Source organism: Mycobacterium sp. E3247 (assembly GCF_001667785.1).
Taxonomy (GTDB): domain Bacteria; phylum Actinomycetota; class Actinomycetes; order Mycobacteriales; family Mycobacteriaceae; genus Mycobacterium.
The window spans coordinates 1-12,200 of the sequence record NZ_LZJG01000170.1 but is presented as its reverse complement, the minus strand read 5'-3'; the positions used below and the strand labels follow the sequence as shown (position 1 = coordinate 12,200).

The following is a 12,200-nucleotide window of genomic DNA, read 5'->3' as shown; positions in this document are numbered from 1 at the left end:
GGCACCGAGTTGGCCGGGTACAGGCTCTGGTCGGGGTAGGTGTGGCCGGACAGGTTGGCGTCACCGGCGACCTGCCAACCCGACAGGTAGATGGCCTTCAGGCCGGCGCGGACCTGCTGGACGGCCATGTTGCCGGTCAGCGCACCGAGCGCGTTGATGTACTCCAGGTCGTGCAGCTGCTCCCAGAGCACCTCGGCACCGCGGCGGGCCAGCGTGTGCTCCTCGACGACGCTGCCCTGCAGGGCGACGACGTCCTTAGCGGTGTAGGTACGGCTGACGTCCTTCCAGCGCGGGTTGGTGTCCCAGTCCTTCTGGATCTCTTCGGCGCTCTTGGGGGTGCCAACGGCAGACATTGCGCATGCTCCTTAACGATCTTCACTACTGAGGTTGATGAACGCTTCACCGGCGGTAGCTAGCGGCTCAACTTCGCTGGTGTGCTAACTCGAAGATGGCACAGCCTGACCACGCATTTCCACCCCTTTCATTTGCCAATTTCGGCAACGACAAGGTGCGGATTAGCAAATCTTGCGAAGATGAACGGCAACTGAACCGTTTCAGAATCTACCCGCCGGTAACCAGAATCCGCAGGTCAGCCGGTGAATTAACGGGACGCTTGTCCGGTTAGAGGTTGAACAGCGCGGCGACCGCTTTGGTCTCTTCGCCGACCGCATATGTGAGCGTCGTAACAGGCCGATCGACGAGCCCGGGACCGAACTGGTCGGTCGATCCGGCGGGGTGGAGGTGCGAGATGATCTCCAGCTTGTCGCCCAGGGCCACCGGCGCCTCGTGCTCAATCGTGATGCGCAGCGGCCGCGCCATCAGCGCCAGGTGAGACGCCAGGTAGTCCTCGACGACGCTCCAATAGACCGAGTTGTTCATGTGGTCGAACAGGTCGATGTCGGTGACCCGCACGGGGAACTCGTGGATCTCCACCGCGTCGTCGCGGCTGCCCGGCTTGAGGTAGCCCTTCCACCGCAGCCGGTCGACCGACGTCGTCTTGTGCAGGCCCGCCAGGAAGTCGTCGGAGATGCGCGACGGCATCTGGGTCTCCCGGTTGATGTTGATCCAGAACGCCTCGGACTCGATCAGCCCGCCCTTGCGTCCGTCGACGCGGACCCGCATCTCACACCACCGGTTGGAGGTGCCCGAACACCACCGCCGGCATCGCAGCATGTCCTGGAATTCGATCGGACGGAGCAGGTCGACCATGGTGCGCCGGACGATCCACAGCGGGTGCGTCTCCTCGAAACCCATCTCCCGCAGCTGGTCCTGGCCGATGTCCTGGATATGCCGTGCGGCCGCATCCAGCCGCAGCCGGCCCGTGCGGTCGATGTCGGCCACCCGCAGCGGCCACTCGCGATCGAACACGTCGGGGTGACCGTCGGGCACCGGCATCAGTTCTTTGTCCAGGCTCACGGCTCCGCTCCCATTTCCTCCTCGTGCGCGCCCCGCGGTTAGCGCCCTGGGGCCTCCGTTGCGAATCATGCCAACGACCTGGGCCAAAAACCAATCGCGACGCGATCGCGGCCGATGCGAACTCTGCCAACTTCCGCTTAGCAGCGCCGGTACCCTGGGTGAGGTGTCCAAGACGTTCGTGGGCTCCCGGGTCCGCCAGCTGCGCAACGAGCGCGGGTTCTCGCAGGCCGCCCTGGCCCAGATGCTGGAGATCTCGCCGAGCTACCTCAACCAGATCGAGCATGACGTCCGCCCCCTGACGGTGGCGGTGCTGCTGCGGATCACCGAGGTGTTCGGCGTTGACGCGACCTTCTTCGCTCCCCAGGACGACACCCGGCTGGTCGCCGAGCTGCGCGAGGTCACCATGGACCGCGACTTGGACATCGACGTCGACCCGACCGAGGTGGCCGAGATGGTCAGCGCGCACCCCACCCTGGCCCGGGCGGTGGTCAACCTGCACCGGCGCTACCGGATCACCACGGCGCAACTGGCCGCCGCCACCGAGGAGCGGTATTCCGACGGCAGCGGCACCGGGTCGATCACCATGCCGCACGAAGAGGTGCGCGACTACTTCTACCAACGCCAGAACTACCTGCACGAGCTGGACACGGCCGCCGAAGACCTGACGATCCAGATGCGGCTGCACCACGGGGACCTGGCCCGCGAGCTCAATCGCCGGCTGACCGAAGTGCACGGCGTGCACATCAACAGGCGCATCGATCTCGGCGACACCGTGCTGCACCGGTATGACCCCGCAACGAAGACCCTGGAGATCAGCAACCACCTGTCGCTGGGACAGCAGGTCTTCAAGATGGCCGCCGAGTTGGCCTACCTCGAATACGGCGACCTGATCGACGCGCTGGTCGAGGAGGGCAAGTTCACCAGCGAGGAGTCGCACACGCTGGCCCGGCTCGGGCTGGCGAACTACTTCGCCGCGGCCGCGGTGCTGCCCTATCGCCAGTTCCACGACGTGTCGGAGAATTTCCGCTACGACGTGGAGCGGTTGTCCTCGTTCTATTCGGTGAGCTATGAGACCATCGCGCACCGGCTTTCGACGATGCAACGGCCGTCGATGCGCGGGGTGCCGTTCTCGTTCGTCCGGGTGGACCGGGCGGGCAACATGTCAAAACGCCAGTCCGCCACCGGTTTTCACTTCTCCTCCAGCGGCGGCACCTGCCCGCTGTGGAACGTCTACGAGACGTTCGCCAACCCGGGCAAGATCCTGGTCCAGATCGCCCAGATGCCCGACGGCCGCAACTACATGTGGGTGGCCCGCACGGTGGAGCGCCGCGCAGCCCGGTATGGTCAGCCGGGTAAAACCTTCGCGATCGGGCTGGGTTGCGAGCTTCGCCACGCGCACCGGCTGGTCTACTCGGAAGGACTCGACGTCTCGGGGGATTCAGGAACAGTGGCCACACCGATCGGCGCGGGCTGCCGGGTCTGCGAACGTGACAACTGCCCGCAGCGGGCGTTCCCGGCCCTGGGCCGCGCGCTGGATCTCGACGAACACCGCAGCACCGTCTCCCCGTACCTGGTGAAGCAACCGTGACCGGGCCGCAGCAGGGCCGCATCCCGTCGGGACGGTTCCGCGAACTGGGCCCGGTCAACTGGGTGCTGGCGAAGCTGGCCGCGCGCACGGTGCGGGCTCCCGAGATGCACCTGTTCACCACACTGGGCCAGCACCGGTTGCTGTTTCTGGCGTGGAGTGTCTACAGCGGCCGCGTCCTGCGCGGCCGGCTGCCGGCGGTCGACACCGAGCTGGTGATCCTGCGGGTCGCGCATGTGCGCGCCTGCGAATACGAGCTGCAGCACCATCGCCGGATGGCGGCCAAGCAGGGCCTGAACGCGGATCTGCAGGCCGCGATCTTCGCGTGGCCCGAGCGGCTGGACCGGGTCGAGGCGCGCCTGACGGTGCGGCAGCAGGCGCTGCTGGCGGCGACGGACGAGTTCATCAAGGACCGCACCATCACCGACGCGACTTGGCGGCAGCTCGCCGAGCACCTCGACCGGCGTCAGCTGATCGAATTCTGTTTGCTGGCAAGTCAATACGACGGGCTCGCCGCGACGATGGCGGCGCTGGACATCCCGCTGGACAACCCGCGCTAACCCGCGGTCAGAGGTAGACGCTGGCGAACACGGCCAGCGTCAGCAGCAGCGGCGGCACGGACAGCGCGAAGCCGAAACCCGACCAGGCGTATTTGCGGCGTCGGCGCAGCAGCGAGGCCCACGTCGTGGCGCAGACGGCCAGGGCAAGCGAGAGCAGCAACACCGTGGGCGCCCACCTGCCCACCGCCGCGTTGTCGTCGGCGATCGAAAAGGCGGCCAGCCATAGGACATAACCCGCGGCCAGCCCGCCGACGGCCCCCACAACGACGTCGCTGCGCACGCGGCCTCAGAAGTTGATCATGTGGCCGACCAGGCCGTGGAAGCACTCCTGCAGCGCCTCGGACAGGGTCGGGTGGGTGTGCACGTTGCGCGCCAGCTCGGTGGCGGTCAGGTCCCACTTCTGCGCCAGCGTCAGCTCGGGCAGCAGCTCGGACACGTCGGGGCCGATCAGGTGTCCACCCAGCAGCTCGAGGTGCTTGGCGTCGGCGACCAGCTTGACGAAGCCGGTGGGGTCGCCCAGGCCATGGGCCTTGCCGTTGGCGGTGAACGGGAACTTGGCCACCACCACGTCGTAGCCTTCGTCGCGGGCCTGCTGTTCGGTCAGTCCGAAGCTGGCCACCTGGGGCTGGCAGAACGTCGCCCGCGGCAGCATCCGGTAGTCACCGAGCGCCAAAGTCTCTGCGCCGGCGATGGTTTCGGCCGCCACCACGCCCATGGCCTCGGCCACGTGGGCCAGCATCAGCTTTCCGGTGACGTCGCCGATGGCGTAGATGTGGCCGACGCTGGTGATCATGTAGTCGTTGATGCCGATGGCCTTGCGGTCGGTCAGCGCGACCCCGGTCTTCTCCAGGCCGTAGCCCTCGACGTTGGGCGCGAAACCGATGGCCTGCAACACTTTCGCGGCCTTGATCTCCTGCGTGTTGCCGTCCTTGCTGACGACGACGGTGACCTCGGTGCCGCTGTCGTTGATGGACTCGACCTTGGTGCCGGTGAGGATCTTGATGCCCAGCTTCTTGAACTGCTTCTCGATCTCCTTGGAGACGTCGGCGTCCTCGTTGGGCAGCGCGCGCGGCAGAAACTCCACGATGGTCACGTCAACGCCGTAGTTCTTCATGACGTAGCCGAACTCCATGCCGATCGCGCCGGCGCCGGCGATGACGATCGACTCGGGCAGCTCGCGGGACAGGATCTGCTCTTCGTAGGTGACCACGTTGGCCGACAGCGACGTTCCGGGGACCAACCGGGTGCTGCTGCCGGTGGCGATGATGGCGTTGTCGAACGTCACCGTCTCGGTCCCACCGTCGTTGAGGTCGACGGACACCGTGTTGGCGTCGGTGAACCGGCCGTAGCCGTGGATCTCGGTGATCTTGTTCTTCTTCATCAGGAAGTGCACGCCCGCCACCCGGCCCTCGGCCACCTTGCGGCTGCGGTCGAAGGCGGCGCCGTAGTCGAACGTGGCGTCGCCGCTCATCCCGAAGGTCTTGGCCTCTTTGGTGAAGATGTGTACCAGCTCGGCGTTGCGCAGCAACGCCTTCGAGGGGATGCAGCCGACGTTGAGGCAGACTCCGCCCCAGTACTTCGGCTCGATGATTCCAGTGTTCAGGCCGAGCTGTGCGGCGCGGATGGCTGCGACATATCCGCCGGGGCCGGCCCCGAGGACGACGACGTCAAAATGGGTCACGGCCCCTACCCTAGTGGCCGCCCGGGCCGGGCGTTAATACGGAACGAGGCCGACGAGACAGTGGCCCACCCGGGCGCAGTGGTAGTACCCGTCCAGCGGCGCCGCGGCGGCCAGGGAGGCGAACGGCCCCGACATCACCGCCAGCGACAGCGCGGCGACCAGCGGCCTGCCCTCGACCATCGCCAGCAACACGCCGGCGACCGCGCACGCCACCACGTAGACCAGGATGACGAACAGCGCCGGGGTCACGTCGGCCGAGTGGTACCACCAATAGAACAGGCCGAACCCGACGACGGCCCCCACGGACCACACGCCGAGGACCACCAGCAGCAGCTTCCACCACTTGAGGTAGAGGTAGCGCCCGGGAACGGTGACCGGTTGCACCGGCGTGACAGCGGAGTCGGCGCCGGACTCCTCCTCCTCGGCGGCCGGCGCGGGCGTCTCGGGCTCGCCCTTCGCCGCGGAGGGCTCCTCACCGCCGTCTTCGTCGGAGTCCGAGAAGTCCGGCACCCACGACTGCGTCCCGGTGTCCTCGTCGGAATCGGAGAAGTCCGGCACCCACGACTGGGTGCCGGGGCTCGACGGCGTTTCGTCGTCAGCCACGGGCGGTCACCTGCAGGGCGACGAGCACACCGAACCAGCCGGGTGCCAGGGCCAGGACGAACGCGCCCAGCATCGTCACCCAGCGGCGTCCGGAGAACAGGATCGTCACCAGCCCGGCCGCGCTGGGAATACCAACCACCGATGCCAGGGCGAAGGCCGGGCGGACGCTCGGATGGGCGGCCACGGCGAATCCCACCCCGGCCAGCAACCCGACCGCGGCGCCGATCAGCATGGCCGCAGCCAGTGACCGCGGACGCGGGAGGGGGATCACGATTTCGACATTACTGGGGTCGCCGGGCCGGAGGGCATGTTCGGAATGCCGCGTCCGCCACCACCTCGCCGCGCGCGGAGGGGCGTACGCCCCGTTCGTAATCGGTGCCGGTGATCACCGGCGCACGCCGCAGCTCGGCCTGTTCGTCGTCGGTGAAGACGCGGCCACGGGACAGGAACCGGACCCCCTCGGGCGCCTCCAGGCTGAACCCGCCGCCCCGGCCGGGGACCGCGTCGATGACCAGCTGCGTGTGCTTCCAGGTCTCGTACTGCGGACCCGAGATCCACACCGGCACCCCGTCTCCGACGTCGAGCACGCCCAGCAGCACGTCGCGGTCACCAACCAGGAAGTCCCCGCGCGGGAAGCACATCGGCGACGAGCCGTCGCAGCAGCCGCCGGACTGGTGGAACATCACGGGACCGTGGCGGTCCTGCAGGCGCGCCAGCAGTTCGGCGGCGCCGGCGGTGATCACGACTCCTGGCGGGGGCCCGGGCTCCATCTAGAAGAATCCCTGCGCCTTCTCGGAGTAGGACACCATCAGGTTCTTGGTCTGCTGGTAGTGGTCGAGCATCATCTTGTGGTTCTCCCGGCCGATGCCCGACTGCTTGTAGCCGCCGAACGCGGCGTGGGCGGGATAGGCGTGATAGCAGTTCACCCACACCCGGCCGGCCTGGATGTCGCGCCCGGCCCGGTAGGCGGTGTTGCCGTCGCGGCTCCACACCCCCGCACCCAGCCCGTAGAGGGTGTCGTTGGCGATCGAGATCGCGTCGTCGTAGTCGGAGAACGACGTCACCGCGACCACCGGACCGAAGATCTCCTCCTGGAAGATCCGCATCTTGTTGTTGCCGGCGAAGATGGTCGGCTGCATGTAGTAGCCCCCGGACAGATCGCCGCCCAGCTCGGCGCGCTCCCCGCCGGTGATGACCTTGGCGCCCTCGTCCTTGCCGATCTCGATGTAGGACAACACCTTTTCCAGCTGGTCGTTGGATGCCTGCGAGCCCAGCATGGTCTCGGTGTCCAGCGGATCACCTTGGCGCACCGCTTTGGTCCGGATCGCGGCCAGCTCGAGGAACTCGTCGTAGATGTCGGACTGGATCAGGCTGCGCGACGGGCAGGTGCACACCTCGCCCTGGTTGAGGGCGAACATGGTGAAGCCCTCGAGCGCCTTGTCCTGGAAGTCGTCCGCCTTGGCCATCACGTCGGAGAAGAACACGTTGGGGCTCTTGCCGCCGAGCTCCAGCGTGACCGGGATCAGGTTCTGGGAGGCGTACTGCATGATCAGCCGCCCGGTGGTGGTCTCACCGGTGAACGCGATCTTGGCGATCCGGTTGCTCGAGGCCAGCGGCTTGCCCGCCTCGGCGCCGAACCCGTTGACGACGTTGACGACACCGGGGGGCAACAGGTCGCCGATCAGCGACATCAGGTAGAGCACCGAGACCGGCGTCTGCTCGGCGGGTTTGAGCACCACCGCGTTGCCCGCCGCCAGCGCGGGCGCCAGCTTCCAGGTGGCCATCAGGATCGGGAAGTTCCACGGGATGATCTGCCCGACCACGCCGAGCGGCTCGTGGAAGTGGTAGGCGACGGTGTTCTCGTCGATCTGGGACAGCGAACCCTCCTGCGCGCGGATGGCCCCGGCGAAGTAGCGGAAGTGGTCGACCGCCAGCGTGATGTCGGCGCCGAGCGCCTCGCGGATCGGTTTGCCGTTGTCCCACACCTCGGCCACCGCCACCGCGGCCTTGTGCTCCTCGATCCGGTCGGCGATCTTGTTCAGGATTGCCGCCCGCTCGGCCGGCGGGGTCTTGCCCCAGGCCGGCGCCGCCCCGTGGGCGGCGTCGAGCGCCTTGTCGACGTCGGCCTCGTCGGAGCGGGCCACCTCGCAGAACGGCTGGCCGGTGACCGGCGTCGGGTTCTCGAAGTAGCGGCCCTGCGCGGGCGGGACCCACTCGCCCCCGATGAAGTTGTCATAGCGGGATTCGTACGACATCAACGCCCCAGCAGAACCTGGACGTGCGAAAACAGTCATCTGCTCTCACCCCTCGTTCGCCTGTGTAATACACCTCACACTACCGCCGGAGGCCACAATGGCTTCCATGACGTCACAAGCCGCCGCTCCCCCCGACGACGCCCAAGACCCCTACCTGTGGCTCGAGGACGTCACCGGCGACGAGGCGCTGGACTGGGTGCGCGCGCGTAACGAACCGACGCTGGCGACGTTTTGCGACGCGGATTTCGAGCGGATGCGCACCGAGGCGCTCGAGGTGCTCGACACCGACGCCCGCATCCCCTACGTGGTGCGCCGCGGCGAGTATCTGTACAACTTCTGGCGCGACGCCGCCAACCCGCGCGGGTTGTGGCGGCGTACCACGCTGGACAGCTATCGCAGCGATTCTCCCGAGTGGGACGTGCTGATCGACGTCGATGAACTGGGGCGGGCTGACAACCAGAACTGGGTGTGGGCCGGCGCGGGGGTGATCGAACCGGAGTACACGCGCGCACTGGTCGCGCTGTCCAGAGGCGGCTCGGACGCCTCGATCGTGCGCGAATTCGACATGGGGACCCGTGAATTCGTCGCCGGTGGATTCCAGTTGCCGGAGGCCAAGTCGCAGCTCGCCTGGGTGGACGCCGACACCGTCCTGGTGGGCACGGATTTCGGCGACGACTCGCTCACCGACTCGGGTTACCCGCGGGTGATCAAGCGGTGGCGCCGGGGCACCCCGCTCACCGACGCGGAGACCGTGTTCGAGGGCGCCCGCACCGACGTGCGGGTGTCCGCCTCGGTGGATCGCACTCCCGGCTTCGGGCGCACCCTGCTGGGGCGGGCCCTCGACTTCTGGAACGAGGAGGTCTACGAATTGCGGGGGCCGGAGCTGATCCGCATCGACGCGCCCACCGACGCCAGCTTGTCGATACACCGGCAGTGGCTCTTGATCGAGCTGCGCACGGATTGGTTCTACGGCGCGCAGAACTATCCCGCGGGCGCCCTGCTGGCAGCCGACTATTACGAATTCCTTTCGGGCACCGCAGAATTGAGCGTGGTGTTCGAGCCCGACGAGCACACCGCGCTGAATCACTACGCGTGGACGCGGGACCGCCTGCTGTTGGTCACCCTCGCCGACGTGGCCAGCCGGGTGGAGATCGTCACGCCGCCCTCGCGTGACGACCGCCAGCGCCCGGCTTCGCCGCGCTTGCGATCGTCACGGAGTGACTGGCGGCGCGAGCCGGTCGCCGGGATACCGCCGGCGACCCACACCGTCGTCGTCGGCGCCGACGACACCGGCGACGAGTTCTTCCTCGACTCCAGCGGCTTCGTCACCCCCTCGCGGCTGTTGCGCGGCGCCGGCGAGGGGCCGCTGGAACAGATCAAGTCCGCGCCGGCCTTCTTCGACGCCGAAAACATCACGGTGGCACAGCATTTCGTGGCATCCGACGACGGCACGCAGATCCCGTACTTCGTGGTGCGTCCCGCCGGCGCCCAAGGCCCCGGGCCGACCATGCTGTACGGGTACGGCGGGTTCGAATCCGCCAACACCCCCGCCTACAGTGGCGTGCTCGGCCGGCTGTGGCTGGCCCGCGGCGGCACCTACGTGCTGGCAAACATCCGCGGCGGCGGGGAGTACGGGCCCGGCTGGCACACCCAGGCGATGCGCGAGGGCAGGCACAAGGTGGCCGAGGACTTCGCCGCCGTGGCAACCGATCTGGTGAACCGTGGCATCACTACCGTCGACCGACTGGGCGCGCAGGGCGGCAGCAACGGCGGCCTGCTGATGGGCATCATGCTGACCCAGTACCCGGAGCGGTTCGGCGCGCTGGTCTGCAGCGTGCCACTGCTGGACATGAAGCGCTACCACCTGCTGCTCGCGGGCGCCTCGTGGATGGCCGAATACGGCGACCCGGACAATCCGGAGGACTGGGCGTTCATCTCCGAATACTCGCCCTACCAGAACATTACGGCCACGCGGCACTACCCGCCGGTGCTGATGACCACGTCCACCCGCGACGACCGGGTGCATCCGGGCCACGCCCGCAAGATGACGGCGGCGCTACAGGCCGCGGGACATCCGGTCTATTACTACGAGAACATCGAGGGCGGGCACGCCGGCGCGGCCGACAACCAGCAGGTCGCCTTCAAGGCCGCGCTTACCTATTCGTTCCTGTGGCGGATGCTGGCGCCCCCGACGTAAAAACCGGGGTCCTGCCTCCGCTGTCCAGGATCCCGTCGGCGAGTGGACGCGCGCCAGGGCCGGCAGCCCGCTGTTGAGAGGACCAACGTCCTCACTCGGCCTTGTCGACGTCGCTCGCCGTCCCGACCCATAAGATCGTCGACGTGTCAGCGACCCAACGCATCGAGCTCACCCTGCTGGCGACCGGATTGATCTTCATCCTGGTTTCGGCGGCGCAGGCACGCTACCGCTTCACCCGTCACCGCCGCGCGGGCCGGCGGTTCTACTGGGCGACCGCGATCATCGGCACCGTCTGTTTCGCGATCGGCACCGGCAGGATCTGGCCGAACGCCGTCTGCGTGGCGCTGATCTTCTCCGGCCTGCTCGTCCTGTCGGCCTACCTGACGACGCCGTATCTCAAGATCGGCGGCCGGATCTATGCGTCGTCACCGGAGAACCGTCAGCCCGACCCGTAAGGACGCCATGACCGCACCCGACTTCGAGACGCTGCTCTACACGACGGCCGGCCCGGTCGCCACCATCACGCTGAACCGTCCCGAGCAGCTCAACACCATCGTGCCGCCGATGCCGGACGAGATCGAAGCGGCCGTCGGCCGGGCGGAGCGTGACCCGGCCGTCAAGGTCATCGTGCTGCGAGGCGCCGGCCGGGCCTTCTCCGGCGGCTACGACTTCGGCGGCGGCTTTGCGCACTGGGGCGACTCGATGATGACCGAGGGCCGGTGGGATCCCGGAAAGGACTTCGCGATGGTCACCGCCCGCGAGACCGGGCCGACGCAGAAGTTCATGGCCATCTGGCGGGCGTCCAAGCCCGTCATCGCCCAGGTGCACGGCTGGTGCGTCGGCGGGGCCAGCGACTACGCGCTGTGCGCGGACCTGGTGATCGCCAGCGACGACGCGGTGATCGGCACCCCGTACAGCAGGATGTGGGGCGCATACCTGAGCGGGATGTGGCTCTACCGGCTCAGCTTCGCCAAGGCCAAATGGCATTCGCTGACCGGGCGCCCGCTGACGGGCGCCCAGGCCGCCGAGATCGAACTGATCAACGAGGCGGTGCCGTTCGAGCGGCTCGAGGCCCGGGTCGCCGAGATCGCCGCCGACCTGGCCCGGATCCCGCTGTCACAACTGCAGGCGCAGAAGCTGATCGTCAACCAGGCCTACGAGAACATGGGATTGGCGTCCACCCAGACGCTGGGCGGCATCCTCGACGGCCTGATGCGCAACACCCCCGACGCCCTCGACTTCATCAAGACCGCCGAAACCCAGGGCGTGCGGGCGGCGGTGGAACGCCGCGACGGCCCGTTCGGCGACTACAGCCAGGCCCCGCCGGAGCTGCGGCCCGACCCGACGCACGTCATCGTGCCTGATCGCGACCAATACTGAGCTGAGCTAGGGACTGTCCGCGGTCGCCCAAAAAGTGCTACCGTAACAACTATGTCTCGGCTGAACACTGGCTTGCGCGCAGGCGCCGCCTTCCTCGCCCTCGGCATCGCTGCCGCCGTCTTCCCGAAGACCGCCGTGGCCGACTCCACGGAAGACTTTCCGATTCCGCGCCGGATGATCAACACCACGTGCGACGCCGAGCAGATCATGGCGGCCACCCGCGACACCAGCCCGGTGTACTACCAGCGGTACATGATCGACTTCAACAACCACCCGAACGTCCAGCAGGCGACGATCGACAAGGTGCACTGGTTCTACTCCTTGTCGCCGGAGGACCGCCGCACCTACTCCGAGAACTTCTACAACAACGACCCGCTGTGGTACGCCTGGCCCAACCACATGAAGCTCTTCTTCAACAACAAGGGCGTCGTCGCCAAGGCCACCGACGTCTGCGGCCAGTACCCGCCCGGCGACATGTCGGTGTGGAACTGGGCCTAGCGCCTCCCAAAAATCCGCACGCCCC

General features: G+C 67.6%; 13 protein-coding genes and 1 pseudogene. 6 read left to right on the top strand and 8 right to left on the bottom strand.

The genetic code is table 11. The features are described 5' to 3' along the window. Positions 1 to 353, bottom strand: a pseudogene (locus A9X04_RS09360) (isocitrate lyase); the annotation flags it as partial. Positions 354 to 621: 268 nt separating this feature from the next. Beyond that, entirely contained in the window at positions 622 to 1,416 is a 795-nt protein-coding gene (locus A9X04_RS09355; protein ID WP_067919630.1) for an acyl-[acyl-carrier-protein] thioesterase, read from the bottom strand. A gap of 163 nt (positions 1,417 to 1,579) precedes the next feature. Between A9X04_RS09355 and ramB the strand changes: the two genes are divergently transcribed. Both ramB and A9X04_RS09345 read left to right on the top strand, forming a co-directional pair. Next, positions 1,580 to 3,004 carry an acetate metabolism transcriptional regulator RamB gene (gene ramB, locus A9X04_RS09350; RefSeq protein ID WP_067919629.1) on the top strand — a complete coding sequence of 475 codons (1,425 nt, stop codon included), beginning with the start codon at positions 1,580 to 1,582 and terminating at the stop codon, positions 3,002 to 3,004. After that, on the top strand, positions 3,001 to 3,561 hold the full coding sequence (locus tag A9X04_RS09345; RefSeq protein ID WP_067919627.1) for a carboxymuconolactone decarboxylase family protein: 561 nt from the start codon (positions 3,001 to 3,003) through the stop codon (positions 3,559 to 3,561). Before ramB ends, A9X04_RS09345 begins: the two co-directional genes overlap by 4 nt. A 7-nt stretch (positions 3,562 to 3,568) precedes the next feature. Here the strand turns inward: A9X04_RS09345 and A9X04_RS09340 are convergent, their stop codons facing one another. Genes A9X04_RS09340 through A9X04_RS09315 form a run of 6 tightly spaced genes read right to left on the bottom strand, consistent with a single transcriptional unit; the run spans position 3,569 to position 8,139 of the window. After that, positions 3,569 to 3,841 carry a hypothetical protein gene (locus A9X04_RS09340; RefSeq protein WP_067919625.1) on the bottom strand — a complete coding sequence of 91 codons (273 nt, stop codon included), beginning with the start codon at positions 3,839 to 3,841 and terminating at the stop codon, positions 3,569 to 3,571. 6 nt (positions 3,842 to 3,847) lie between these two features. Then, on the bottom strand, positions 3,848 to 5,242 hold the full coding sequence (lpdA, locus tag A9X04_RS09335; protein ID WP_067919623.1) for a dihydrolipoyl dehydrogenase: 1,395 nt from the start codon (positions 5,240 to 5,242) through the stop codon (positions 3,848 to 3,850). Between the two features lie 33 nt (positions 5,243 to 5,275). Next, complete coding sequence (locus A9X04_RS09330) at positions 5,276 to 5,845, bottom strand: hypothetical protein (protein ID WP_067919621.1); 570 nt, start codon at positions 5,843 to 5,845, stop codon at positions 5,276 to 5,278. Then, positions 5,838 to 6,116 carry a putative holin gene (locus A9X04_RS09325; RefSeq protein ID WP_156764288.1) on the bottom strand — a complete coding sequence of 93 codons (279 nt, stop codon included), beginning with the start codon at positions 6,114 to 6,116 and terminating at the stop codon, positions 5,838 to 5,840. Before A9X04_RS09325 ends, A9X04_RS09330 begins: the two co-directional genes overlap by 8 nt. A 10-nt stretch (positions 6,117 to 6,126) precedes the next feature. Further along, positions 6,127 to 6,615 carry a DUF779 domain-containing protein gene (locus tag A9X04_RS09320; RefSeq protein ID WP_067919617.1) on the bottom strand — a complete coding sequence of 163 codons (489 nt, stop codon included), beginning with the start codon at positions 6,613 to 6,615 and terminating at the stop codon, positions 6,127 to 6,129. Next, positions 6,616 to 8,139, bottom strand: a complete 1,524-nt coding sequence (locus A9X04_RS09315; protein ID WP_067919613.1) for an aldehyde dehydrogenase family protein — start codon at positions 8,137 to 8,139, stop codon at positions 6,616 to 6,618. 67 nt (positions 8,140 to 8,206) lie between these two features. Between A9X04_RS09315 and A9X04_RS09310 the strand changes: the two genes are divergently transcribed. From A9X04_RS09310 to A9X04_RS09295, 4 genes are all read left to right on the top strand, one after another. After that, positions 8,207 to 10,297, top strand: a complete 2,091-nt coding sequence (locus A9X04_RS09310; RefSeq protein WP_067919609.1) for a prolyl oligopeptidase family protein — start codon at positions 8,207 to 8,209, stop codon at positions 10,295 to 10,297. A gap of 143 nt (positions 10,298 to 10,440) precedes the next feature. After that, positions 10,441 to 10,752 carry a hypothetical protein gene (locus tag A9X04_RS09305; RefSeq protein WP_067919631.1) on the top strand — a complete coding sequence of 104 codons (312 nt, stop codon included), beginning with the start codon at positions 10,441 to 10,443 and terminating at the stop codon, positions 10,750 to 10,752. A 7-nt stretch (positions 10,753 to 10,759) separates the two neighbouring features. Continuing rightward, on the top strand, positions 10,760 to 11,677 hold the full coding sequence (locus A9X04_RS09300) for a crotonase/enoyl-CoA hydratase family protein (RefSeq protein WP_067919608.1): 918 nt from the start codon (positions 10,760 to 10,762) through the stop codon (positions 11,675 to 11,677). A 51-nt stretch (positions 11,678 to 11,728) separates the two neighbouring features. After that, on the top strand, positions 11,729 to 12,175 hold the full coding sequence (locus tag A9X04_RS09295) for a DUF5078 domain-containing protein (RefSeq protein ID WP_067919606.1): 447 nt from the start codon (positions 11,729 to 11,731) through the stop codon (positions 12,173 to 12,175). The last annotated feature ends 25 nt before the right edge of the window (positions 12,176 to 12,200 follow it).

Bases quoted from the DNA above. Each gene is read 5' to 3' on its own strand.
- A9X04_RS09320 (WP_067919617.1), bottom strand. From the start codon at position 6,615: ATGGAGCCCGGGCCCCCGCCAGGAGTCGTGATCACCGCCGGCGCCGCC.
- A9X04_RS09315 (WP_067919613.1), bottom strand. From the start codon at position 8,139: ATGACTGTTTTCGCACGTCCAGGTTCTGCTGGGGCGTTGATGTCGTAC.
- A9X04_RS09310 (WP_067919609.1), top strand. From the start codon at position 8,207: ATGACGTCACAAGCCGCCGCTCCCCCCGACGACGCCCAAGACCCCTAC.
- A9X04_RS09300 (WP_067919608.1), top strand. From the start codon at position 10,760: ATGACCGCACCCGACTTCGAGACGCTGCTCTACACGACGGCCGGCCCG.
- A9X04_RS09295 (WP_067919606.1), top strand. From the start codon at position 11,729: ATGTCTCGGCTGAACACTGGCTTGCGCGCAGGCGCCGCCTTCCTCGCC.